Origin of the sequence: Pantoea anthophila (genome assembly GCF_006494375.1) — a bacterium.
Classification (GTDB): Bacteria; Pseudomonadota; Gammaproteobacteria; order Enterobacterales; family Enterobacteriaceae; genus Pantoea; species Pantoea anthophila.
The window spans coordinates 1-23,629 of sequence record NZ_VHIZ01000042.1 but is presented as its reverse complement, the minus strand read 5'-3'; the positions used below and the strand labels follow the sequence as shown (position 1 = coordinate 23,629).

Genomic DNA, 23,629 nt, shown 5'->3' with positions numbered 1-23,629 from the left:
CTGGCTTTATCCTAAAAAGCGTTTGCCCTACAATCGGTTCACTGAAATCTGAGAACCTTTGTTTATGGCCAGCCTGACTCCAGCAAACATCTCTCCAAAACGTATTTTACTGATTAAGCTGCGCCATCATGGCGACATGCTGCTCACCACGCCCGCCATCAATGCGCTGCATGCGCGTTATCCGCAGGCCAGTATCGACGTGTTGCTCTATCAGGAGACACGCCCGATGCTGGAAGCGCATCCGGCTATCCGCCATCTGCACGTCATCGACCGGAAATGGAAGCAGGAGGGCACCTGGCGCAAGCTGGGCCATGAACGGGCATTAATCCGTGCCGTCCGTGACGCCCATTATGACCTGGTGATTAATCTGGCAGACCAGTGGCGTGCGGCGCTGATCACCCGGCTCTCCGCTGCGCCGGTGCGCATTGGTTTCGCCTTTAAAAAACGCGATAACGTCCTGTGGCGATGGTGTCACAACCGGCTGGTCCCGACGCATAATCACAGCAGACTGCATACCGTTGAGCAGAACATGTCCGCGCTGGCCCCGCTCGGTATCAGCAGCGACAATGCGCGCGTTTCGATGCACTACAGTGACGCTGACCAGCAGATCGTGCTGACCCGCCTGTCAGAACATCAGGTGACCACCCCCTATATCGTGGTTCAGCCTACCTCACGCTGGGGCTTTAAATGCTGGGAAGAGGAGAGCGTGGCCGCCACGGTCGATGAGCTGGCACGGGCTGGACGGAAGGTGGTGCTGACCGCCGGGCCGGACAAACAGGAGCTGGCGATGATCAACCGCATCCGCGCGCTGTGCGCCTCGCCGGATGTCGTGTCGCTGGCGGGTCAGTTTACGCTGCCGCAGCTGGCGGCGCTTATCGATCACGCCACGCTGTTTATCGGGGTCGATTCTGCGCCGATGCACATGGCGGCGGCGCTGGAAACGCCCTGTATCGCCCTGTTTGGCCCGACCAAGCTGCAGCACTGGCGGCCATGGGGGAACAACAACCATGTCATCTGGGCGGGGGATTATGGTCCACTGCCCTCACCCGATTCTATCGACACCCGAACGGATCAGCGTTATCTGTCAGCCATTCCGGTGAAGGATGTGGTCGCGGCGGCGAGGAGCTTCCTGAATGAGTGAGTTAAGGCTGGCGATTGTCCGGCAGAAATACCGGCCGGATGGCGGTGCTGAGCGTTTTATCTCCCGTGCGCTGGAAGCCCTGGGCAGCGAACAGCTCGATCTCAACATCATTACCCGCAGCTGGCAGGGCACGCCCAATCCGGACTGGCATCTCCATATCTGTAATCCTGCAAAGCTGGGCAGGGTTTCCCGCGAGCGCGGCTTTGCCCGTGCCGCACGCGCCTGCTGGGAGCGTGAAAAATTCGATATTGTGCAGAGTCATGAACGCATCGCTGGCTGTGACATCTTTCGCGCGGGTGATGGCGTGCATCGCGTCTGGCTGGAGCAGCGCGCCCGCATCGTCTCACCGTGGCAACGACTGAGCGCAACCCTCAGTCCCTATCATCGCTACGTTCTGCAGGCGGAAGCGGAGATGTTTGATTCGCCGACGCTGAAAGCGGTGATCTGCAATTCAGAGATGGTTAAGCGCGATATCCTGCGCTGTTTCTCACTCGACGCCGGAAAAATTCACGTCATCCATAACGCTATTGATGCCCGTCGTTTTCAGCCTGCCACGGAAGCGACCCGCCATGCGACCCGCCATCAGCTGGGGCTGCCGGATGCGGCCACCGTACTGATTTACGTCGGCTCCGGCTTTGAGCGCAAAGGGCTGAAAGCGGCAATTCAGGCGCTGGCAGCCAGTGACCGTTACCTGATTGTGGTGGGTCAGGATAAACAGCTGCAGCGTTATCAGCAGCTGGCTAACCAGCTGAACTGCCTGGATCGCCTGCGCTTTGTTGGCGTACAGCAGGATGTGCAGCCGTTTTATCACGCGGCGGACGGCCTGCTGCTGCCCACGCTCTACGATCCTTTTCCTAACGTGGTGCTGGAGGCGATGGCCTGCGGCCTGCCGGTTATTACCAGCACCGGCTGCGGGGGTGCTGAGTTTATTACCGCCGGTCAGGAGGGCTTCGTCTGTGATGCGCTGGATATCAACGGATTAAATCAGGCCGTTTGCGCCATTCCGCTGCTGACGGAAGATTCACGCATGGGTGATGCGGCCCGGCGTAAAGTTGAACCCTATGGCCCGCAACGGCTGGCACAGGCGCTGACTTCGCTTTATCAACAGGTATTGAGTACCAACTGACAATCCGGGATGAGTGCATGCGGGGTTTCTGATAACATGCCGCCATCTGATTTTAACCTGTTTTTAGACGCGAACCTGCTGTAACGGTAACTATGACGACCATTTACACCGCATTGCTCTACTTTATTCAGCCACTGATTTGGCTGCGCCTGTGGCTGCGCGGTCGTAAAGCACCGGCGTATCGCAAACGCTGGGCGGAGCGCTATGGCTATTGCGTTGGCAAAGTGAAGCCCGACGGCATTGTGCTGCATTCGGTTTCCGTGGGGGAAACCCTGGCCGCGGTGCCGCTGGTGCGCGCGCTGCGTCATCGTTACCCGACCCTGCCGATTACCGTCACGACCATGACGCCAACCGGCTCTGAGCGTGCACAGTCAGCCTTTGGCAAAGATGTGCACCATGTCTATCTGCCTTACGATCTGCCCGGATCGATTAATCGTTTTCTGGACACGGTCAACCCCCGGCTGGTGATCATCATGGAAACCGAGCTGTGGCCGAACATCATCCGCATTCTGCATCAGCGTAACATTCCGCTGGTGATCGCCAACGCGCGTCTCTCAGCCCGATCCGCCAAAGGCTATCGCAAGCTGGGTAAATTCATGCGCAGGCTGTTGCAGAGCATCACGCTGATAGCAGCGCAGAATAGTGAAGATGGCGACCGCTTCCTGGAGCTGGGCCTGAAACGCTCTCAGCTGGCGATCACCGGCAGCCTGAAGTTTGATATTTCTGTCACGCCAGAACTGGCCGCCAGAGCCGTCACGCTGCGTCGCCAGTGGGCGCCACGCCGTCCGGTCTGGATTGCCACCAGCACCCACGAAGGCGAAGAGGCCATTGTGCTGGATGCCCACCGCCGCCTGCTGCAGACATTCCCTGATCTGCTGCTGATTCTGGTTCCGCGTCATCCTGAGCGCTTTAACGATGCGCGTGAACTGACCCAGTCGCGCGGCTTCAGCTTTATTCTGCGCAGCAGCGGCGAGATCCCCTCGGGCTCCACCCAGGTGGTCATCGGCGACTCGATGGGTGAACTGATGCTGCTTTACGGCATTGCCGATCTGGCGTTTGTCGGCGGCAGCCTGGTGGAGCGCGGCGGACACAATCCGCTGGAGCCTGCAGCGCACGCGATTCCGGTCCTGATGGGGCCACATATCTGGAACTTCAAAGATATCTGCGGCAAATTGCAGGAAGGCCAGGGACTGATTACTGTCACCGACGTGTTCTCGCTGGAAAAAGAGGTCACCAACCTGTTGCAGGATGATGACTATCGTCGTTATTACGGCCGTCATGCCGTGGACGTGCTGCACCAGAACCAGGGTGCGTTACAGCGTCTGCTCCAGTTACTTGAACCGCATTTACCTCCACGGGCTCACTGATGTCAGCACGCCAGCGTCTTTCAGTCGTTATGATCGCCAAAAATGAAGCGGAACTGCTGCCAGACTGTCTGGCTTCAGTCAGCTGGGCGGATGAGATTATCGTGCTGGATTCAGGCAGTGACGATAACAGTGCCGATATTGCCACGCAGGCTGGCGCGAAGGTCTACCACAGCGATGACTGGCAGGGGTATGGCATCCAGCGCCAGCGCGCGCAGCACTATGCCACCGGCGATATGATTCTGATGATCGATGCCGATGAGCGCGTCACACCGGAACTGCGCGCGGCGATTGAGCAGGTGCTTATCGCGCCGCCGGGCCGCACGATTTACAGCCTGGGCCGCAGCAATCTGTTTCTGGGGCGCTTTATGCGCCACAGCGGCTGGTACCCTGACCGCGTGATGCGGCTCTATCCGCGCACCTTCCGCTACAATGATAATCTGGTGCATGAATCGCTGCAGCGTGACGGCGCACCGGTGGTGGCGTTACCCGGCGATTTACAGCATCTGACCTGCCGCGATCTGATCGTTTTTCAGCGTAAGCAACTGGCCTATGCCGAAGCCTGGGCCACGGAACGCCACCAGCGTGGTAAGCGTTGCGGTCTGTTCTCCCTGTTCGGTCATACGCTGGGCGCGTTTGTGAAAACGCTGCTGCTGCGCGCCGGTTTTCTCGACGGAAAGCAGGGCTGGATACTGGCGGTGGTCAACGCACAATATACCTTTAACAAATATGCCGCCCTCTGGGCGCTGAATCAGGCTGCGAAAAAAGGGCAGGTATGAGCACGAAAGCCATCTATCCCGGAACATTTGATCCTGTCACCCTTGGCCATCTCGACATCGTGACGCGGGCCGCACAGATGTTTGATCAGGTTATTCTGGCCGTTGCCGCCAGCCCCAGTAAAAAGCCGCTGTTCAGTCTGGAGGAGCGCGTGGCGCTGGCGAGTGAAATGGTGGCCCATCTGCCCAACGTTAAGGTGGTGGGATTCAGCGACCTGATGGCCAATTTTGCGCGAGACCAGCAGGCGAATGTGCTGGTGCGCGGATTGCGTGCGGTGTCAGACTTTGAGTATGAAATGCAGCTGGCGCAGATGAATCGTCACCTGCTGCCGACGCTGGAGAGCGTTTTCCTGATGCCGTCTGAGGGCTTCTCGTTTATCTCCTCTTCGCTGGTCAAAGAGGTGGCGCGTCACGGTGGTGATGTCTCCGCCTTCCTGTCCGCGCCCGTCCATCAGGCGTTGCTGGCTAAGCTGGCTTAGTGCTGGCAGCGGGGGCACCAGTAGGTGCTGCGCTGCCCATGCCTGCCGCTGATAATGGGTGTCCCACAGGCCCGGCAGGGTTCACCTGCCCGGCCATAGACCTGCAGCTGCTGCGCAAAATAGCCCGGTTTACCGTCGCTCTGTAAGAAGTCCCGCAGCGTGGTTCCGCCCTGCTCAATGGAACGTAACAGCACCGCCTTGATGGTATTGACCAGCAGCTCTGCTTCCGCCTGCGACAGACTGCCGGCGGCACGATCGGGCAGGATCCCGGCGGTAAAGAGTGACTCGCTGGCGTAGATGTTGCCCACCCCCACCACGACTTTGTTATCCATCAGCCACTGCTTAATCACCGTTCGCTTGCCGCGTGACTTCTCAAACAGGTAAGCCGCGTCAAACTGGTCGCTCAGTGGCTCCGGTCCCAGATGCGCCAGCACGCTGCTGCCTGCCAGTTCGCTGCTCCAGAGCCAGGCACCAAAACGCCGCGGATCGGTGTAGCGCAGCACTTTGCCGTTGCTCATCACCAAATCAACATGGTCATGCTTCTCCGCAGGCCGCTCTTCCGGCAGCACGCGCAGGCTGCCGGACATGCCCAGGTGGATAATGATCCAGCCATGCGGCAGCTCCAGCAGCAGATATTTCGCCCGGCGCTGCACGCTGAGCACCGGCTGATCGCTTAGCGCATGGATCTCCTGTGAAACAGGCCAGCGCAGACGGGAATTACGCACCACGGCGTGAAGGATGGTTTCACCCACCAAATGCGGCTCGATACCGCGCCGGCTGGTTTCAACCTCTGGCAACTCTGGCATACCCTCTCCTCAGCGTTTTACACAAACAAAAAACCCGGCCGGAGCCGGGTTTTTAGCAGAACACTAAAATTACTTAATTTTAGCTTCTTTGTAGATCACATGCTGACGTACAACCGGATCGAACTTTTTCAGTTCCAGCTTCTCTGGTTTAGTACGTTTGTTCTTCGTGGTGGTATAGAAGTGACCTGTACCAGCAGAGGAAACCAGCTTGATCTTCTCACGAATACCTTTAGCCATGATTCAGTTCCTTAGTACTCTTAGTACTTCTCACCACGGGCACGCATGTCGGCTAACACCGTATCAATGCCCTTTTTATCAATAATACGCATACCTTTTACAGATACACGCAGAGTAACGAAGCGCTTCTCGCTCTCAACCCAAAAACGGTGTGAGTGCAGGTTCGGAAGGAAACGGCGTTTCGTCGCGTTCATTGCGTGGGAACGGTTGTTACCGGTCACCGGACGCTTTCCAGTTACCTGGCAGACTCGTGACATGTCTATTCTCCAAAAATCAAATCAGCTCGAGCTTTAAAAATTAGGTTTTGGCCGCCTCGTCAGGCTTGCAGCCCGCCAGGCGAGTTCCATGGAACCCGCTAAGCTGGCCTAACCGCCAAACCCGAGATTCTCAAAGGTGGCGTAGTATACGCCGCTCAGCCCAAGTGCTCAAGTCCCGAACAGATAAAGATCCCGAATGATCGGGCAAAAAGCCGCCACCTGGCGCGAATTTTCCCGCTATCAGAGCCATCCCCGCTCAGCAAAGGAGACATATTCGCCATGACCTATCACCAGATGATCGAGCAGGCGGATGTCGAGAAGCTGGCAGGCTTCGCTGACTTTATGGGTTACCTGGCGGTCAGCCCGGCTCGGTTCTACCATGCCCGACGGATGATTATGCGCCAGAATCAGCGCGGCGGCGTTGAGCTTCAGCGCCTCCCGGACGATCTCGCGTGGGTGCACTTCCACACTGTTAATCGACCCCGAGAACATTTTTTGTGCCCGCAGCACCCGGTGCTGATTATCCAGAAAGAGCGCCATAAAGATCTCGCGCTCCTGATGGGCTAATAAACTTTGCAGATACTGGCGGGTGATCTGGGGATTTTCCATGACGCTTTCGCGCGCCAGCTTGCTGGCGAAGAAACGCTTCGCCAGTTCGGCAATCGCGTGCAGCTGGGCCAGTTTGGCATCACCAACGCCTTTTATGTTACTGAAAGCCGCCTTGCCCGATGTCATCAGCTGATAAAGTGAGCCAAACTCCTGCAGCATCTGTCCGGCCAGCTCAATGACGTTCTGCCCGGGCGAGCCGGTGCGGAGAAAAATGGCCAGCAGTTCGGTATCGCTGAGGGCATGCGCGCCCAGCTTCTGCAGTTTTTCCCGTGGTCCACTGTTTTTCATGTCTGCTCTCCCTGAGATCAACCTCAGCATGACCCAGCCATGCCCGGGGTGCCATCAGCGCAGCCACAATCTTCGAGGCGGTTCGCAAACGCAGTCCGTGAAAAGGCGCATCCGCACTTTTGTGATAAAGTCCGTGCATTCGCCGCCCCGTGCGGCAGAGAGCTTAGTGAGGCCAACATCATGATGGGATTAGCCGGCAAAAAAATTCTTCTTGGCGTAAGCGGCGGCATTGCTGCTTATAAAACTCCGGAGCTGGTGCGCCGCCTGCGCGATCGCGGTGCCGATGTCCGCGTCATGATGACGCAGGGCGCGAAGGCGTTTATTACGCCGCTCAGCTTACAGGCCGTCTCCGGCTATCCGGTGTTTGACGATCTGCTCGACCCGGCGGCGGAAGCCGCGATGGGTCATATTGAGCTGGCAAAGTGGGCCGACCTGATTGTACTGGCACCGGCGACGGCTGATCTGATAGCCCGTATTACCGCCGGTATGGCAAACGATCTGGTGACCACCGCCGTGTTAGCGACCGCCTCGCCCGTGGCCGTGGTGCCCGCCATGAACCAGCAGATGTATCGCGCGGCGGTGACGCAGCACAACCTGGAGCAGTTACAGGCGCGTGGCGTGCTGATCTGGGGACCGGACAGCGGCAGCCAGGCCTGCGGCGATGTCGGCCCCGGCCGGATGCTCGATCCGCTGGCGATTGTTGACCATGCGGTCACGTGGGCCACCCCCGTCAACGATCTGCAACATCTCAACATTATGATTACCGCCGGTCCGACCCGTGAGGCGCTGGACCCGGTGCGCTACATCACCAACCACAGCTCCGGAAAAATGGGGTTTGCGATTGCCGCCGCCGCCGCCCGACGCGGCGCAACGGTCACGCTAGTCAGCGGCCCGGTCACGTTGTCTGCCCCTGCCGGCGTGCGGCGCATTGATGTCACCAGCGCGCTGGAGATGCAGGCTGCCGTGATGGGTGAGATAGATAAACAACATATTTTCATTGCAAGCGCAGCCGTGGCAGACTACCGGGCAGCCGATATTGCGGCCGATAAAATCAAGAAACAGGGCGGCGATGATACCGTCACGCTGAACCTGATAAAGAATCCCGACATTGTTGCCGGCGTCGCCGCACTTCAGGAAAACCGGCCATTCGTCGTTGGATTTGCTGCTGAAACACAGAATGTGGAAGAATACGCCCGGCAAAAACGGGTGCGCAAGAATCTGGATCTGATCTGCGCTAACAACGTCGCTCAAACCGGACAGGGGTTTAATAGCGACACCAATGCTCTTCACCTTTTTTGGCAGGATGGAGAAAAGCGCTTACCGCTCAGCGATAAGTCTCTCCTTGGCCAACAATTAATAGACGAGATTGTCAGCCGTTATGATGAAAAAAATAGACGTTAAAATCCTCGATGCGCGCGTCGGCAAAGAATTTCCGCTGCCGACCTACGCCACGTCAGGTTCCGCTGGGTTAGATTTACGCGCCTGTATTGATGATGTTCTCGACATCGCACCGGGCACCACGACGCTGGTTCCGACCGGTCTGGCGATTCATATTGCCGATCCCGATCTGGCTGCGGTCATCCTGCCGCGCTCCGGCCTTGGCCATAAGCATGGCATCGTGCTGGGCAACCTGGTCGGTCTGATTGACTCCGACTATCAGGGACAGCTGATGGTTTCCGTCTGGAACCGCGGTCAGGAAAGCTTCCCACTGCAGCCTGGCGACCGCATGGCGCAACTGGTCTTCGTTCCGGTAGTGCAGGCGGAATTTAATCTGGTAGAAGAGTTTGACGCCAGCCTGCGCGGCGAAGGCGGCTTCGGCCACTCAGGCCGCCAGTAACCCGTATTACCGACTTTCACTTACGCCCGTTATTTTTCCTCATCGCCATGAGACGCGTTCTTGTGGCAGATGCGTAGGTGTTGCCTGTTTCAGGTGAATTTCAGGGGTTTTTAAGGTCATGGCAGAAAAAAAAGTCGTGAAGCGAAATCGTCGTGAAGAGATTTTGCAGGCGCTGGCGCAGATGCTGCAGTCCGGTGATGGCAGTCAGCGTATTACCACAGCCAAACTGGCAGCCAACGTAGGCGTATCCGAAGCGGCGCTCTATCGTCACTTTCCCAGCAAAACACGGATGTTCGACAGTCTGATCGAGTTTATCGAAGACAGTCTCATTACCCGCATCAATCTGATCCTCAAAGATGAAAAAGAGACCATGACGCGACTGCGTCTGATCGTGCAATTGATTCTGGGTTTTGGTGAGCGTAATCCGGGACTGACGCGCATTCTGACCGGTCATGCGCTGATGTTTGAGCAGGACCGGCTGCAGGAACGCATCAACCAGCTGTTTGAGCGGATTGAAGTGCAGCTGCGACAGGTCATGCGTGAGCGTAAAATGCGTGAGGGTGAAGCCTTTCAGGCTGATGAAGCACTGCTGGCGAGTCAGCTGCTGGCCTTCTGTGAAGGCTTACTGTCGCGCTATGTCCGCTCGGAGTTTCGCTTCAGTCCTACCGCAGACTTCGATAGCCGCTGGCCACTTATCGCGGCCCAGTTGGTCTGAGCAAAGGCGGGCATCACGCCCGCCCGTGTTAAATCCCGTACGCCTGCTGATAGGCACGCACCTGAGCCAGGTGATCGGCCATCTCCGGCTTCTCTTCCAGCCACGTAATCAGGTCTGCCAGCGTAATAATCGCCGTCACCTTACAGCCATAATCACGTTCCACTTCCTGAATGGCTGACATGTCACCGCGGCCACGCTCCTGACGATCAAGCGAAACCAGCACGCCCGCCAGCGTAGCGTTGTGCGCGCCAATGATATCCATCGACTCACGAATCGCCGTACCTGCGGTGATCACGTCATCAACCAGCATCACTTTGCCCTGCAGCGGGCTGCCCACCAGCAGGCCGCCTTCGCCGTGATCTTTGGCTTCTTTGCGGTTGAAGCAGTAAGGCACGTCGCGGTCATGATGATCGGCCAGCGCCACCGCGGTGGTGGTCGCAATCGGAATACCTTTGTAGGCCGGGCCAAAGAGCAGATCGAAATCGACAGCGCCATCCACCAGCGCCTGCGCGTAGAAGCGTCCCAGCAGCGCTAAATCCCGTCCGCTGTTAAACAGACCGGCGTTAAAGAAATAGGGACTTTTACGTCCGGACTTTAAAGTGAACTCACCGAACTTCAGCACCTGTTTGTTCAGGGCGAATTCAATAAACTGACGCTGCCAGGCTTTCATTTCTCACTCCTCAAATAAAGAAAAGGCGACTCTGTGGTCGCCTGTTACATCAACTGTTCAGTGCCGCTTTCTGCGCCTGAATTAACTCCTCAATTCCGCCGCGTGCCAGCGCCAGTAGTGCCAGCAGTTCTTCATGGCTGAACGGCTCGCCTTCGGCGGTGCCCTGAACCTCAATCATGCGGCCATCTTCCATCATCACGACGTTCATGTCGGTTTCTGCGGCTGAATCTTCCACATACTCCAGATCGCACAGCGCTTCGCCCGCCACGATCCCTACGGAAATAGCGGCGACCATGCCTTTCATCGGATTGGCTTTCAGCTTGCCGCTGGCGACCAGTTTGTTCAGCGCGTCGGCCAGCGCCACACAGGCGCCGGTGATGGACGCGGTGCGGGTGCCGCCATCGGCCTGGATCACGTCACAGTCGAGTGTAATCGTGAATTCTCCCAGCGCTTTCAGATCGACGGCGGCGCGCAGTGAGCGGGCAATCAGACGCTGAATTTCCAGCGTGCGGCCACCCTGCTTGCCTTTTGCGGCCTCACGCGCCATGCGGCTGTGGGTCGAACGCGGCAGCATGCCATATTCAGCTGTTATCCAGCCCTGGCCCTGCCCTTTAAGGAAACGCGGAACCCCTTCGTCTACGGAGGCAGTGCAAAGCACTTTCGTTTCGCCGAACTCCACCAGAACGGAACCCTCTGCGTGTTTGGTGTAATTGCGGGTCAATGTGACTGGACGCACCTGCTGTGCGCGACGGCCTGCTGGACGCATGGGTTATCTCCGGCTTGCTAATGATTGGCTGCGCATTATACGGACTTCCATGCCCGCTGTCTCTTGCGCTGGTCGGGCGCAGGCTCCAGATGAAATTCCGCGCCAGCTGTGGCTAAATGCGCGTTCCTTTCACTCTGATTAAAAAGACATATGGCCGCCATTCTTCATTTCCTGCTGGCGCTGGTGGTGATTTTCGCCCTTGCGCTGCTGGTCAGTCATGATCGTAAACAGATTCGCCTGCGCTTTATTATTCAACTGATTGTGGTGGAAGCCGCGCTGGGTTGGTTCTTCCTTCACTCTGCCGGAGGGCTGGCGCTGGTCAGTTCGTTCGCCGGCTTCTTTGAGACATTGCTGGGCTTCGCTGCACAGGGCACGGAGTTCGTGTTTGGCGGCATGAGTAAACAGGGGCTGGCCTTTATTTTCCTCGGCGTGCTCTGCCCGATTGTCTTTATTTCCGCGCTGATCGGCATATTGCAGCACTGGCGTATCCTGCCGCTGCTGATCCGTATTTTCGGGACGCTGCTGTCGAAAATTAACGGTATGGGCAAGCTGGAATCGTTCAATGCCGTCAGCACGCTGATTCTCGGTCAGTCGGAAAACTTTATCGCCTACAAAGGGATCCTCGGTGATATCCCGCCGCGCCGGATGTACACCATGGCGGCGACCGCGATGTCTACCGTGTCGCTGTCGATTGTCGGCGCCTACATGTCGATGATCGAAGCAAAGTATGTGGTTGCCGCACTGCTGCTTAACATGTTCAGCACCTTTATCATCCTGTCGATCATCAACCCGATGAAACAGCAGGATGAGCAGCCTATCGCCCTGGAAAAACTGCATGAAGATCAGAGCTTCTTTGAGATGCTCGGCGAGTACATCCTGGCGGGTTTCAAAGTGGCCATGATCATCCTGGCTATGCTGATTGGCTTTATCGCCCTGATTGCTGCCGTTAACGCGCTGTTCGCGGCGCTGTTCGGGTACAGCTTCCAGCAGCTGCTCGGCTATCTGTTCTATCCGCTGGCCTGGCTGATTGGCATTCCCAAAGCCGATGCCCTGCAGGCGGCCACTATTATGGCGACCAAGCTGGTGGCAAATGAGTTTGTGGCGATGATCGAGCTGCAGAAGGTAGCGGCAGGTATGAGCGCACGCGGACTGGGGATTCTGTCGGTCTTTCTGGTCTCCTTCGCCAACTTCGCCTCAATCGGCATCGTGGCGGGGGCGATAAAAGGCCTGAACGAGACGCAGGGTAATGTGGTGTCCCGCTTTGGCTGGAAGCTGGTTTACGGCTCTACGCTGGTCAGCCTGCTTTCTGCGTCCTTTGCCGGTCTGTTTATCTGATGATACAGGGGCGGTGGCTCTGCCGCCCCTTCGCCCTAGAACCCGACACAGACGGGCGCATCCACCCGCATGACCGACTCCTGATGAAAGCGTTTTTTATAGAGGCTGCGTAGCGCCTCAATATCATGGTTGATGGCGGGATCGATGCCGTGGATCAGCAGCAGCGCTTTACTGTTCTCTCTTGCCAGCTTCCCGTTTTCCCCTAGCCACTGACCTTTAGCGTCATAAACCGACAGGCCCGCTTTAAAGCGTGGCGTGACCTCATTGTCCACGAAGTTCATCCAGTCGAGTGAGCTGACCGTACCGCCATCGGGCTTGCTCAGTCCAAACCACAAGGTGGTCTGCATCATCATGTCGCCACCCGCGCAGATTGGTTGCGGTTTAGTGGGTGCCGGATGGCGAGTCTGGCAACCTGACAGCAGCAGCGCCAGCATAACGGGAAGAGCAATCACGCGAGACATCGATCAGTAATCCTCACACAGGGGGTCAGTGGTCATCATAAGTGGCTGTCACTGAAGGCGTAAAGCGTTCGTTATTGCCCTGTGAGACGCTTATGCCTGTTATGCCGTGGCTCGCCTCGCTATACTTCACCCATCTTTCCGTAAAAGAGTGCCACTTATGATCCGCAGTATGACCGCTTATGCCCGCAGCGAAGCCAAAGGCGAATGGGGCAGCGCCGCCTGGGAGCTGCGTTCCGTGAACCAGCGTTATCTGGAAACCTACATCCGCCTGCCGGAACAGTTTCGCGGGCTGGAGCCGGTTATCCGCGAGCGCATTCGCCAGCGTCTGACGCGCGGGAAAATCGAGTGCAACCTGCGTTATGACGCCGATCCCAGCGCACAGGGCGAGCTGATGCTGAACGAAACGCTGGCAAAACAGCTGGTTCAGGCCGCTAACTGGGTCAAAATGCAGAGCGATGAAGGTGCGATTAATCCGCTGGATATTCTGCGCTGGCCTGGCGTGATGTCTGCCCAGGAGCAGGATCTGGATGCCATCAACACGCAGTTATTGCAGGCGCTGGACAATGCGCTGGATAACTTCGTTGCGGCTCGCGAAAGCGAAGGCACCGCGCTGAAAGCGATGATTGAACAGCGTCTGGAAGGCGTTTCACAGGAAGTCAGTAAGGTTCGCGCACAGATGCCTGAAGTGATCAAATGGCAGCGCGAGCGCCTCATCGCTAAGCTGGAAGATGCGGAAGTCCAGCTGGAAAATAATCGCCTTGAGCAGGAGCTGGTGATGATGGCGCAGCGTGTTGACGTCGCTGAAGAGCTGGATCGTCTGGATGCGCACGTTAAAGAGACTTACAACATCCTGAAAAAGAAAGAGGCCGTGGGCCGTCGTCTCGATTTCATGATGCAGGAGTTTAATCGCGAATCAAACACGCTGGCGTCAAAATCGATTAACGCCGATATCACCGCTTCAGCCATTGAGCTGAAAGTGCTGATCGAGCAGATGCGCGAGCAGATTCAGAATATCGAGTAATTTCTCACTTACTTTCACATGACGTCATAACAACAATAAAACCCGTTACTTACGGGTTTTATTGTCTCATTAAGAATCATCACTTCTCGCAAAACCTCGCGCTTTTACTGTACCATCTGGTGTACCAATTATCTTTTTACCGTTATCGGTTTGGTACAAGCAGGCAGAATGGGAAAGCTAACAGACATACAGATAAAAGCCTGGCTCAAGTCTCAGGAACGGTTTGAAGGACGCTCTGACGGAAACGGATTGTACCTTTGCTACCGCAAAGAGTTCTCAATACCCAAATGGCGCTTTCGCTACAGCTACGGAGGCAAAGCCCGTGCGATGTGGATCGGTTCGTACGGGGATCTATCCTTAGCAAAAGCGCGCGAACGGGCCAGAGAGCTATCGGCAAGAGTAGCTTTAGGCTATGACGTCGCCGGAGAGAAGCAGGAGCGTAAAGCCTCTACGCTTGCCAAAATCGAGAAAGAGAAGAATGCTCGTCGTGTTTCTGACCTTGCGATTGAGTACTACGAGAAACAAATTGTTGGACGCTGGAAACACCCCGATATTCTTCGCAGGCGCATTGAAAAAGATATCTATCCTCACATAGGCAACATAAAGGTTGAAGACGTTAAGCCTGGTGATATTGATAAAATGTTGCAAAGCATTGTTCAACGCGGCGCGCCAACTATCGCTAATGATGTATTACGTTGGATAAAGCGCATATTCAACTATGGTATAAAACGTCACTATCTGAGTGTTAACCCAGCGGCAGCCTTTGATAACAATGACGCAGGTGGGCAGGAAAAAACCAGAGATCGTTTTCTTTCAGAAGAGGAAATTACGTTACTTTTTCGCGCGATGAAAATAGCTAAAGGATTTAGCCGACAGAATGAAATAACTTTTAAGCTACTTTTACTTCTTTGCTGCAGGAAAATGGAACTGTGCTCAGCTAAATGGGAAGACTTTGATCTTGAGGAAGGTATCTGGTATTTAAAAAACACTAAAAACGGCGACAACCTGGATATCCCTCTTCCTAAACTATCTTTAGCTTGGCTGAATGAGTTAAAGCAACTTTCTTTAGGCAGTGAATGGGTTCTGCCAGCCAGGAAAATGCAGAACAGGATGATACCTCATATTGCCGAAAGTACACTTCCAGTTGCGCTGGCAAAGCTTAAACCGCATATGGAAGGAGTTGAAGGCTTTACTATCCACGACTTCAGACGAACTGCCAGAACCCACCTGGCCTTTTTAGGTATCGACCCAGTGGTGGCAGAGCGTTGCCTTAATCATCGCATTAAAGGTGTTGAAGGTATCTATAATAGACATAATTACTTTCATGAAAGAAAATTAGCGCTTGATAAACTGGCTGACTTTCTAGCAGAAATAGAGGCGAAGTTATAATGGATTTTAGTTTCTCAAAAGGTAGCTCCATTGAAAGGCTAACCCACTACCCCCAAATTGAAATAAAGGAATTGGCCAGGGCATTAGCCAATGTTGATCCTAACCTTAGAAACGATGAGTTACCGAAAGATAAAAACAGTATTATCAGTGATTATTGTGTATATCTAATTAGAGTTAACAGGAATTTACACGCTATCCTTAAATCACAAGGAAAGCAAAATGAACTGGATATACTTTATCCTAAAGCAATCGCGACCAATAGCCCCGTAGAGGCAAACATCCTTTTCTCATCTTGCTTCATTCTTCTTGAAAAAGATGTAACTCCCGATTTTTTGATTGAAAGATGCGCTCAAGCTTTGAGTCAAACATATAAAAAGTATGGTGAATCACTCATTTTTCAGTGTGGCGGCGAAAAGGCAGTTTTAATCGCTAAAGAAAATGTTCAGGACAAGCGTGGTGCCCACAAGAAAAACGAGGAGAATGCATCTCTTCATAAAATTATAGGGTTGCTCGCGATCAATCTCGCTATGGAAAAATCAGCCAGTGGATCGACAAAGTGGATTAACAATGCTGGTTCCCCAAGCATCGAACCTTTGCACAGATTGTTGAGCGATTATGCGAAATCTAATGGCATAAGCCAAAAAGGGATGGGTAAATCTTCTTTTTACGACAAGCTCAGAGCATCTCTTAACTCACTTTATGATGAGGAGTGACGTTTTGTTGCCTGCTCTTAGGATGCATTGATATCTCTTCCGGTATCGAAATGTGCCAAACAATGCCCAGGCATTACCTTCGATTGCCCTTTAGTTGCCAATATTGGCCAATAGTGTCGAACCTAAGTGTTTATAAAGGGCAATGAGGTGCAATGAAGTGCAATACAAATCTCATTAAAATAAGTCACTTATAAATCATAAGTTTAAAAGCCCTCACCTTCCCTCTCCAACAGTAATGAATCGATGGAATTCATTTTTTTTGATGGAATTTTTATCTTCTTTATGGAATTCCACTTTCAGTGGAATTCATCAATGTGTCTCCATTAATCTCATCCCACACCACTTGTACTCATTGAGATAGGAGATCCTAATTTGAAGCACACACCTTACGGAATCATCCCTGAAACCGGATTTATCAGACAAAAACAGTTGATGCATTGCCTGCCGTTTTCGTCAGCAACGCTATGGCGACGGGTTGCATCTGGATCATTTCCGAAGCCAGTAAAAATTTCCGCTCGTATTACTGCCTGGCGCGCTGAGGAGGTAAAAGAATGGATAGGGCAGCAGCGTGCACATTGATCAATATGCGGCGACGAGTCACCGCAAAAATCATCCTTTAGGTTCAATGCCACGACGCCTAAGTTCTTCTCTTGCAACCTCCTTGAACCAGTTGCCGAGTGTGGTTTGGTCTTTGGCAGCTTCAAGATCGAGTTGCTCTCTTAGCTCTGGATTGATGCGGATCTGGAAGGTGGGCGATTTGCCACCGGTTTTAGGAGTGCGATCTTTAATTCTTGACATTGTACGTACCTTTAACTTTAATAAGAACGGTAAGGTACGTACCTTATATAACAAAGCATTTGAAAACAAGCGGCTCTGCAAGGTACTCGCAATACCTCGCAAAGCCTGACCATAAATGAACTTGGGAGTACCCCTATGGCTGCATCAAAGTCTACCTGGATCTTCGCGGCAATCAACCGCTCTCAATTGTCCTGCCGCCCCGTCATGCTGCGTATTACTGCCATTGACGAGCGCAGCGCCCGCAGCCGAATGGCGGCTGATTACATTCTGCTCTTTGCGGGCCGCCTACCCGTCCACGGAGGCCGTCATGCGTGAATATCCACAGCGCGGCGAACGCTGGCAGCATTCGCAGGGCTGGACGGTGACGGTACTGCGCTTTACCGATGCACCTGCGTCAGTCGCATCCGTTAACCCTGAGTTCAGTCACGAGGTGCTGTATCGCTACGACAGCGACGGTCAGGTGACCTCCTCCCCTCTGGCGTGGTTTGAGGAAAACTATACCCGGCTTGCCGGTGCACCACATCGTCTCACCGTCACGACCGGAGACAACGGCGGGTTCAGCCCGTTTAATCTGCATCCCACGGTGAAGTATGAGCGCTGGCGGGAGCGGGCTGCACAGCAGCCTGCGGAGCCTGACGACGGCCACTACTCAAAATTCCTCTGACACACAGCCAGCTTTAACGGAGTAAATCATGACAGTTTCAATCGGGCACAACGGTGCTCAGGGCATCCCCTTGCCTGAAAACGATACTTTTGCCGCCTTTACCTACGGCCTGCCGGAAGACGCTTTTGAGAAGCTGACCCGCGCAAAGGAAGCCTGCGACCTGCTCCAGCTCCTTTTTTCCGAGTACTCCTGTCCGGGTTCATTCAGCGCGCACAGCGTGCCCGGCCTGGCCGCACTGATGGACTACCTGCGCGCCGATCTGACCGACGTCACGCGCTGCTGCGCACTGATTGAGGAGGACCGTGCATGAAAAAGCCACAGGTATCCGTGTTCCCGCCCGAGCTGACAACGGCACTGTACCGCCGCGCCATCGCTTCCGCATGGCGGGCCAGGCATCTGGCCGACACCGGCAGCGAAATGCGCGGCCCGCACCGCATGACGGTGGAGCGCATTGAGATGGCCATCGCCCTGCATATTGAGAGCGCGATGGTTAACGAGTATGGCGAAGCGCACGGCGCTGCGGCGGCGCTGGCCCTGCTTACCGACATGGTGGAGCCGACGCTCCTGACCGCGCCGCCCGCTCTGACGGCGCGCGGGTGTGAGGTGATGGAAGGGCTTTACGCCACGCTTCCGGCGGCGTTTGAATCGTTCTGCGACACCGGCGCGTCGCTGTACCGGCATTAAGGAGGCGTTATGACAGTACATTCCGTATCAGACATCACAGCGGCGGCGCGCGGCCGCTGGCCGGTCATTCTTCAGATGCTGGGCGTGAACGTGCCCGACGGCGGCAGGCACGGCCCCTGCCCTAAGTGTGAAGGTAAAGACCGTTTCCGCATGGATGACCTTGAGGGCCGGGGTACGTGGATTTGCAGCCACTGCGGCCACGGTGACGGCCTTGACCTGGTGAAGCTGGTCACGGGCAAAGGGGTAAAGCAGGCTTCGCAGGCGGTGGCAGAGGTGCTGGACGTGCGTGACGTGCAGGCCCTGCCGGTTAAGCCCGCCAGAGAAAAAGCCCCGAAGCGCGACATGGCCGCTACCGTCGGTGCGCTGGTGAAGGCCAGCCACAGCGGTGAAAGTGCCTACCTCGCAGGCAAAGGCTTTGCCGGTTATCCGGCCTGCCTGACCGGCAGCGCACAGCGCATCGGCGGCACGGCCTTTCCGGCAGGTTCCCTGCTGCTGTCGCTGACCACGGCAGATGGCGCGGTGACCGGCGCACAGCTGATTGCCCCCACGGCGGAGAAAAGCCTGCTACCCGGCAGCACCATGAAGGGCGCATTTGTGGCGATCAACCCGCTGCCGTCTGAGCCGCCCGTGCAGGTGGTCATCACCGAGGGCTACGCCACGGCGCTCACGGTAAGCCAGCTGACCGCCGGGTGCGTGGTGGCCGCGATTTCGGCGGGCAACCTGCCGAACGTGGCGCAGGCGCTACGGGCGCGCTGGCCGGAGGTGAAAATCATCATCGCCGGTGACAACGATTTTCAGGATGCGGGTGAGAACCCCGGCAAGGCGTTTGCGGAGAAGGCAGCAAAAGCCGTCAGTGGCTGGGTGAGCCTGCCGCCGGGCGAAATCAAAGCCGACTGGAACGACTTTCACCGGGATCACGGCGTGACCCGCGCCCGCGAAGCCTTCCGTAACGGTCTGGTGCTGTGCGGTGAGGGCCGCACGCAGCTGCCGCACGGGTTCCGGCTGACGCAGGAATATCTCTGGTACGAGAAGCAGGTGCAGCGCAGTGGCGAAACCGAAATACAGAACGTGAAAATCTGCAATCCGCTGCGCGTCACAGCCATCACATGCGATGCCGACGGCGGCAACTTTGGCCGCCTGCTGGAGTGGGAGGACACCTGGGGCGAGCGCCGCCGGTGGGCCATGCCGATGGAGATGCTGAGCGGCAGCGGCGAGGAGCTGCGCCGGGTGCTGCTGGTCAACGGCCTGTCGTACATCAGCACCACCGGCGAGGCCCGCGCGCGCCTGATGGAGTACATCTCGCTGTGCAAGCCGGAGCGCCGCGTGACCTGCGTGAGCCGCACCGGCTGGCACGGTCAGGTTTACGTCCTTCAGGACGAGGTGAGCGGCGACGGCGCAGACGGCGTCATTCTCCAGACCACCTCCGTGCAGGGCCGCGACTTCCGCGTGTCCGGCACCGTGGAGGAGTGGCGCGAGCACGTGTCGCGCTTCTGCACCGGAAATTCCCGCGTGGCGTTTGCGGTCAGCCTCGCCTTTGCCGCCCCGCTGCTGCGGCTGGTTGGCATGGACGGCGGCGGCTACCACCTCAAGGGGGAATCCACTGACGGCAAGACCACCACCATGAAGGCGGCCACCTCCGTGTGCGGCGGGCCGGACTACTGGCAGACGTGGCGCGCTACCGGCAACGCGCTGGAGGGCTGCGCCAGCCGCCGCAACGACGCGGCCATGATGCTCGACGAAATCCGCGAGGTAGACGGGCGTGAGGCGGGCAACATCGCCTACATGCTGGCAAACGGTCAGGGCAAGGGCCGTGCCGGTACGGACGGCGAGCTTCGTACACGCAAGCAGTGGCGGCTACTGTTCTTCTCCACCGGCGAACTGTCGCTGACCGAGCACGCCGCGAAGGCCGGTGAGCGCACCTTTGCCGGAATGGAGGTCAGGATGATCCAGATACCCAGCGACTCCGGGAAGTTCGGCGTTTTTGAGGAGCTGCACGGCTTTGAGAGCGGCAAGGCGCTGGCCGAACATCTGGAGTGGGCCACGGCCAGCTACTACGGCGCGCCGTTCCGCGAGTGGCTGAAGGCGCTGACCGCCGACCTGAACGGGCTGACGGCGCAGGCCAAAACGCTGCTGAAGGAGTACACCGCCGCCCTGACCCCGCCTGACGCGGGCAATCAGGTGGGCCGCGCGGTCAACCGCTTTGCCCTGGTGGCAATGGCCGGTGAGCTGGCGACCCGGCTGGGTATTACCGGCTGGCAGGCAGGTGAGGCGCTGCGCGCAACCCGCGTATGCCTGAACGCCTGGCTGAAAGACCGCGGCCATACCGCCAACCAGGAAGACATTGCCGCGCTTGAGCAGGTGCGCAGCTTCTTCACGGCCAACCAGTACAGCCGCTTTGCCGACTGGCACGACGAGCGCAACCGCCCCGGCAACATGGTGGGCTGGCGCAGGGTGGAAAAAGGCAATACCGCGCAGGGCACCGAGGCGGCCACGACGTTCTACGTCATGCCGTCCGGGTGGAAGGAAATCTGCAGGGGATTTGACCCGCGCAAGGTGGCGCGCCTCTGCGCCGACCGTGGCTATCTCATGGCCTCCGTCGACGGCAAGCTTCAGACCAGCATCCGCCCGCCAGAGATGAACGTGCGCAGGCTCTACGTCTTCAACAGCGAGGTGCCGGGCTGACGATAAAGGCTTTGCGTGAGTCTTATTTTTAAAGGGTAACAGGTGTAACGGGTGTAACAGCCGCATTAAGTAAGGCCTGCGCCTGTTACACCTCTCTAACTGGTGAGGTGTAACAGGTGTAACGCATCCGTCAGCGCTGTTACACCGTGTTACCCGTCGTGTTACACCGGAAGAATAAGAAAATGTTCTTTTAATTCATGGTTGTAACACCTGTTACCCGTGTTACACCGCTTATAGAAGGTAAGTCAGCCAGCCGCCCTTTTCTGGCAGGCGTTGTGTCAGGCACAGTACACGGCCCGCACATGGTTCACCTGTGCCAGCCCCGGCACAATTGACTTACTAAAAACGACCACACAGGAAAACGAAATGGCCCTGAAATGTCCCGAATGCGGTCAGGTAGCCCATACCCGCACCAGCGCCTACGAAGCCCCGTCCGTAAAGCGCACCTGGTATCAGTGCCAGAACCTCGACTGCTCCTGCACGTTCACTGCGCTGGAGAGCGTCGAGAAAATCATCATGAAGCCGCACAGGCCCAAGACCGCAGAGCCGGAACCGCAGAATGACGTACCGGTTCGCCAGCCGCAGACGCTGGGCCGCTATGGTTCAGCCAGCGCCCGCAAAGACCGCCACGCACAGCCCTGACAGAGAGGAAAAACAGCATGACACAGCAGCAGATGACCGATGAACAGATTCAGGCCGCCGGCAACCGTATCGGCACGGCGCAGGCCAGAGCGCAGCGGCCACTCAAGGAAGCAGGATGGCTCCTGCGGTTACCCGAGGCCGACGTTATCAGTCACACCACCGAGCTGGTGAAGGGGCTGTCCTCTGAATGGCGGTTGCGTATCGAAGACCTCAATACGAAGATGCTGGCCTGGCTGGAGGCAAGACGGGCCGAGAACGCCGCCGCTGAGAACCTCAGCGAGCTGCGCCAGCGTAAGGCCGAAATGGAGCAGGCAAGCCGGGACAACCGGGCACGCTTCCGTGAACTGCTGGGACAGAATGGCGGCAACGTCACGCCGGAGATGAAAATGCTGCGCGCGGAGTATCTGGAGCAGCAGGAAACGGCATCAGACCTTGCCGGGCTGATTGCCGAAAAGGAAAAGCAACTGCCGGTGCTGGCCGACGTGACGGGGCGCAAGGCTAACGCTTACGTATTCTGTCATGAGGGCATCACGGATGAGCGCATTGATACGCTTATTGATGACTTCTTTATCATTCATGGCGCAGAGCTGAGCAGCCTGCTCAGAATGAAGTACAGCCAGTTTGAACGGAATGGCTCAACGCATGCACCGGGCGTTATCGAAGGCGCGAACGATGCCGACACGCTTTACGGCGCATATGTCCAGAACCTGATTAAGCGATGGACGAGCGTAAATCAGCCGCTGATGTTCCGTGATGACGTGCTGAGCGTCAGCGGTGCGCATCCTTTCCGGGGAGCCAGAACCGACCGCCGCAAGCGTAAACTTTTCTGAGCCGAAGACTCAGGAACTCACCGAAGCCCGGTCCGTGCCGGGCTTTTTTACGTCTACTGCGTGAGTGCATGTCTATGCTGCATGAAAATGCATGAGTCTCCGGCCCCCCGGAACGGCAGGCAAGGCCAGCAGCGGCGCGGCTCAGAGCTAATCATGCAGGTGCATGAAAACCGCTGCATTAAGCGGGCAGGCGTGGCGGGGCTACGAGAGCGCGCAGATGGGCAGAATTGCAAAATTACTAAGCCCTACGTTTTCGACGCGAAGTTTGTTCACAACTATAAAGATTTTCTGTAGGGTGATGTATATAGGTAGGCTTGAAGCTATAAGAACGTGGTTTCCTTTAGTATTAATATAAATGTTTGATTTGTTTTAGTTTTAGAATGAGCATACATCTGCATTAAAATCGGTTTTCGTAGTGTAACGGTCACCATTACGGACTTGTTGAGTTATAAAGCAATCAAACCTCGATATCGGTCAAAATGTGACTTAACAAGATAAATAGTTAATTCCAGAAATAAAAAGGAAAATATATGGAGCAACTTTCCTATACGCATAGCAACCTCTATGACTGCATCACATACACTGACCTAATGGAAGATAAGACTTTAATTGATTACTCCAACAGGATCGCCGCATCATTAAGCGCTCAATCAAAGGCAGCAGCAAAGCTTTTCCTAGACAATGGAATAAAAGAGATAAGCATAGCCGGAAAGAAAGGGGTTAAATATAGCAACATCGAAGATAAGCTTATATCAAAACTGCTGGTTAGAAACATAAAAAAAGGCTACAGAATCAGAAAGGTCAACAGGCACGAAATTATAAAGAACCTCATAACGCATTTGAAAGATGGAAGCCCTTACAATATAACTCGCCTTGATATAAGAAGCTTCTACGAAAGCATAGATTTTAATTTTCTTCTCGAGAAAATAACATCAGAAGGCAGAATATCAAGATATAACCTCAATCTTCTTTATAAATACAAAGAATCCTTGAGCAGCAAAAACATACAAGGATTACCAAGGGGAGTAAGCTTAAGCGCCACACTTGCTGAGCTTTGCTTACAGGATATAGATTCTTATTTCCTCAAAAGAAAAGACGTTTTCTTCTATTCACGATTTGTTGATGACATTTTAATTTTGCATCATGGCGATAAAATAACCAAGCAAATTATCATGGACTATTTTTTTGAAAAATTACCAAAAAATCTTAAATTGCATGATAAAGATAAATTAGCATTTCTCAATGTTTCGCGCGCTAGAGACTGCTCGGAAAAAATTCAATTACAATCAGAGCAGCCTTTTAAAATGGACTTTCTAGGCTACGAGTTCAAAATCTATAA

At 55.6% G+C, this 23,629-nt stretch carries 29 protein-coding genes; 21 read left to right on the top strand and 8 right to left on the bottom strand.

What is annotated here, in order from left to right; translation table 11 throughout:
- Window positions 1-64: 64 nt before the first annotated feature.
- The 5 genes from rfaQ to coaD all read left to right on the top strand — a co-directional run bounded on the left by rfaQ (window position 65) and on the right by coaD (window position 4,886).
- Window positions 65-1,141, top strand: a complete 1,077-nt coding sequence (rfaQ, locus tag FJW00_RS10945) for a putative lipopolysaccharide heptosyltransferase III (protein WP_009088099.1) — start codon at window positions 65-67, stop codon at window positions 1,139-1,141.
- Window positions 1,134-2,267, top strand: a complete 1,134-nt coding sequence (locus tag FJW00_RS10940; protein WP_140924069.1) for a glycosyltransferase family 4 protein — start codon at window positions 1,134-1,136, stop codon at window positions 2,265-2,267. Before rfaQ ends, FJW00_RS10940 begins: the two co-directional genes overlap by 8 nt.
- Before the next feature lie 92 nt (window positions 2,268-2,359).
- Window positions 2,360-3,634: a lipid IV(A) 3-deoxy-D-manno-octulosonic acid transferase gene (gene waaA / locus FJW00_RS10935; RefSeq protein WP_009088102.1), complete on the top strand. Its 1,275-nt coding sequence runs from the start codon at window positions 2,360-2,362 to the stop codon at window positions 3,632-3,634.
- Window positions 3,634-4,410: a glycosyltransferase family 2 protein gene (locus tag FJW00_RS10930; RefSeq protein WP_140924067.1), complete on the top strand. Its 777-nt coding sequence runs from the start codon at window positions 3,634-3,636 to the stop codon at window positions 4,408-4,410. Before waaA ends, FJW00_RS10930 begins: the two co-directional genes overlap by 1 nt.
- A complete protein-coding gene (gene coaD, locus FJW00_RS10925; RefSeq protein ID WP_046100859.1) occupies window positions 4,407-4,886 on the top strand; it encodes a pantetheine-phosphate adenylyltransferase in 480 nt (159 codons plus the stop codon). Before FJW00_RS10930 ends, coaD begins: the two co-directional genes overlap by 4 nt.
- On the opposite strand, the gene mutM is transcribed toward coaD, so the two are convergent.
- The 4 genes from mutM to radC form a co-directional block, all read right to left on the bottom strand.
- Complete coding sequence (gene mutM, locus FJW00_RS10920; RefSeq protein WP_009088108.1) at window positions 4,883-5,692, bottom strand: bifunctional DNA-formamidopyrimidine glycosylase/DNA-(apurinic or apyrimidinic site) lyase; 810 nt, start codon at window positions 5,690-5,692, stop codon at window positions 4,883-4,885. The two genes, coaD and mutM, sit on opposite strands and share 4 nt — an antisense overlap.
- A 69-nt stretch (window positions 5,693-5,761) precedes the next feature.
- Window positions 5,762-5,929, bottom strand: coding sequence for a 50S ribosomal protein L33 (gene rpmG, locus FJW00_RS10915; RefSeq protein WP_001051798.1), 168 nt, complete (start codon window positions 5,927-5,929; stop codon window positions 5,762-5,764).
- Between the two features lie 20 nt (window positions 5,930-5,949).
- Window positions 5,950-6,186: a 50S ribosomal protein L28 gene (rpmB, locus tag FJW00_RS10910; protein ID WP_006121249.1), complete on the bottom strand. Its 237-nt coding sequence runs from the start codon at window positions 6,184-6,186 to the stop codon at window positions 5,950-5,952.
- A gap of 240 nt (window positions 6,187-6,426) precedes the next feature.
- Entirely contained in the window at window positions 6,427-7,083 is a 657-nt protein-coding gene (gene radC, locus FJW00_RS10905; RefSeq protein ID WP_140924065.1) for a RadC family protein, read from the bottom strand.
- Between the two features lie 180 nt (window positions 7,084-7,263).
- Between radC and coaBC the strand changes: the two genes are divergently transcribed.
- The 3 genes from coaBC (at window position 7,264) to slmA (ending at window position 9,635) form a co-directional block, all read left to right on the top strand.
- Window positions 7,264-8,484 carry a bifunctional phosphopantothenoylcysteine decarboxylase/phosphopantothenate--cysteine ligase CoaBC gene (gene coaBC / locus FJW00_RS10900; RefSeq protein ID WP_033736105.1) on the top strand — a complete coding sequence of 407 codons (1,221 nt, stop codon included), beginning with the start codon at window positions 7,264-7,266 and terminating at the stop codon, window positions 8,482-8,484.
- The gene (gene dut, locus FJW00_RS10895; protein ID WP_140924063.1) at window positions 8,462-8,920 is read left to right on the top strand and encodes a dUTP diphosphatase; all 459 of its coding nucleotides are present in this window, start codon (window positions 8,462-8,464) and stop codon (window positions 8,918-8,920) included. Before coaBC ends, dut begins: the two co-directional genes overlap by 23 nt.
- 118 nt (window positions 8,921-9,038) lie before the next feature.
- Window positions 9,039-9,635 carry a nucleoid occlusion factor SlmA gene (slmA, locus tag FJW00_RS10890; RefSeq protein WP_140924061.1) on the top strand — a complete coding sequence of 199 codons (597 nt, stop codon included), beginning with the start codon at window positions 9,039-9,041 and terminating at the stop codon, window positions 9,633-9,635.
- Window positions 9,636-9,663: 28 nt separating this feature from the next.
- On the opposite strand, the gene pyrE is transcribed toward slmA, so the two are convergent.
- Entirely contained in the window at window positions 9,664-10,305 is a 642-nt protein-coding gene (pyrE, locus tag FJW00_RS10885; protein ID WP_009088114.1) for an orotate phosphoribosyltransferase, read from the bottom strand.
- Between the two features lie 49 nt (window positions 10,306-10,354).
- Window positions 10,355-11,071 (bottom strand): ribonuclease PH, encoded by a 717-nt coding sequence (rph, locus tag FJW00_RS10880; RefSeq protein WP_009088115.1) that lies wholly within the window; start codon window positions 11,069-11,071, stop codon window positions 10,355-10,357.
- Window positions 11,072-11,221: 150 nt separating this feature from the next.
- Here rph and FJW00_RS10875 point away from each other — a divergent pair, with 150 nt between their 5' ends.
- Window positions 11,222-12,406 carry a NupC/NupG family nucleoside CNT transporter gene (locus FJW00_RS10875; RefSeq protein ID WP_140924059.1) on the top strand — a complete coding sequence of 395 codons (1,185 nt, stop codon included), beginning with the start codon at window positions 11,222-11,224 and terminating at the stop codon, window positions 12,404-12,406.
- A 35-nt stretch (window positions 12,407-12,441) separates the two neighbouring features.
- Here FJW00_RS10875 and FJW00_RS10870 read toward each other — a convergent pair whose 3' ends face one another.
- The gene (locus FJW00_RS10870) at window positions 12,442-12,867 is read right to left on the bottom strand and encodes a DUF3574 domain-containing protein (RefSeq protein WP_140029957.1); all 426 of its coding nucleotides are present in this window, start codon (window positions 12,865-12,867) and stop codon (window positions 12,442-12,444) included.
- Between the two features lie 157 nt (window positions 12,868-13,024).
- On the opposite strand from FJW00_RS10870, the gene FJW00_RS10865 reads away from it, so the two are divergent.
- The 4 genes from FJW00_RS10865 (at window position 13,025) to FJW00_RS10850 (ending at window position 16,569) form a co-directional block, all read left to right on the top strand.
- The gene (locus FJW00_RS10865; RefSeq protein WP_140924057.1) at window positions 13,025-13,888 is read left to right on the top strand and encodes a YicC/YloC family endoribonuclease; all 864 of its coding nucleotides are present in this window, start codon (window positions 13,025-13,027) and stop codon (window positions 13,886-13,888) included.
- 168 nt (window positions 13,889-14,056) lie between these two features.
- A complete protein-coding gene (locus FJW00_RS10860; RefSeq protein WP_140924055.1) occupies window positions 14,057-15,277 on the top strand; it encodes a tyrosine-type recombinase/integrase in 1,221 nt (406 codons plus the stop codon).
- Window positions 15,277-15,990: a hypothetical protein gene (locus FJW00_RS10855; protein ID WP_140924053.1), complete on the top strand. Its 714-nt coding sequence runs from the start codon at window positions 15,277-15,279 to the stop codon at window positions 15,988-15,990. Before FJW00_RS10860 ends, FJW00_RS10855 begins: the two co-directional genes overlap by 1 nt.
- Window positions 15,991-16,362: 372 nt before the next feature.
- Window positions 16,363-16,569 carry a helix-turn-helix transcriptional regulator gene (locus FJW00_RS10850; RefSeq protein ID WP_096072318.1) on the top strand — a complete coding sequence of 69 codons (207 nt, stop codon included), beginning with the start codon at window positions 16,363-16,365 and terminating at the stop codon, window positions 16,567-16,569.
- Between the two features lie 30 nt (window positions 16,570-16,599).
- Here the strand turns inward: FJW00_RS10850 and FJW00_RS10845 are convergent, their stop codons facing one another.
- Window positions 16,600-16,788: a toxin-antitoxin system HicB family antitoxin gene (locus tag FJW00_RS10845; RefSeq protein ID WP_140924051.1), complete on the bottom strand. Its 189-nt coding sequence runs from the start codon at window positions 16,786-16,788 to the stop codon at window positions 16,600-16,602.
- 135 nt (window positions 16,789-16,923) lie between these two features.
- Here FJW00_RS10845 and FJW00_RS10840 point away from each other — a divergent pair, with 135 nt between their 5' ends.
- From FJW00_RS10840 to FJW00_RS10800, 8 genes are all read left to right on the top strand, one after another.
- Complete coding sequence (locus FJW00_RS10840; protein WP_115764400.1) at window positions 16,924-17,103, top strand: host cell division inhibitor Icd-like protein; 180 nt, start codon at window positions 16,924-16,926, stop codon at window positions 17,101-17,103.
- Window positions 17,096-17,452, top strand: a complete 357-nt coding sequence (locus FJW00_RS10835; protein ID WP_140924049.1) for a hypothetical protein — start codon at window positions 17,096-17,098, stop codon at window positions 17,450-17,452. Before FJW00_RS10840 ends, FJW00_RS10835 begins: the two co-directional genes overlap by 8 nt.
- A 28-nt stretch (window positions 17,453-17,480) precedes the next feature.
- Window positions 17,481-17,762: a hypothetical protein gene (locus FJW00_RS10830; RefSeq protein WP_140924047.1), complete on the top strand. Its 282-nt coding sequence runs from the start codon at window positions 17,481-17,483 to the stop codon at window positions 17,760-17,762.
- A complete protein-coding gene (locus tag FJW00_RS10825) occupies window positions 17,759-18,136 on the top strand; it encodes a DUF5375 family protein (RefSeq protein WP_140924045.1) in 378 nt (125 codons plus the stop codon). The genes FJW00_RS10830 and FJW00_RS10825 overlap by 4 nt, the downstream gene beginning before the upstream one ends.
- Window positions 18,137-18,145: 9 nt before the next feature.
- The gene (locus tag FJW00_RS10820; protein WP_140924042.1) at window positions 18,146-20,818 is read left to right on the top strand and encodes a TOPRIM and DUF927 domain-containing protein; all 2,673 of its coding nucleotides are present in this window, start codon (window positions 18,146-18,148) and stop codon (window positions 20,816-20,818) included.
- Between the two features lie 366 nt (window positions 20,819-21,184).
- Entirely contained in the window at window positions 21,185-21,460 is a 276-nt protein-coding gene (locus FJW00_RS10815) for an ogr/Delta-like zinc finger family protein (RefSeq protein ID WP_094121039.1), read from the top strand.
- Between the two features lie 17 nt (window positions 21,461-21,477).
- Entirely contained in the window at window positions 21,478-22,290 is an 813-nt protein-coding gene (locus tag FJW00_RS10810; RefSeq protein WP_140924040.1) for a phage polarity suppression protein, read from the top strand.
- Between the two features lie 530 nt (window positions 22,291-22,820).
- Window positions 22,821-23,629 (top strand): RNA-directed DNA polymerase (locus tag FJW00_RS10800; protein WP_140924036.1); only part of this gene is annotated, 809 nt, incomplete at its 3' end.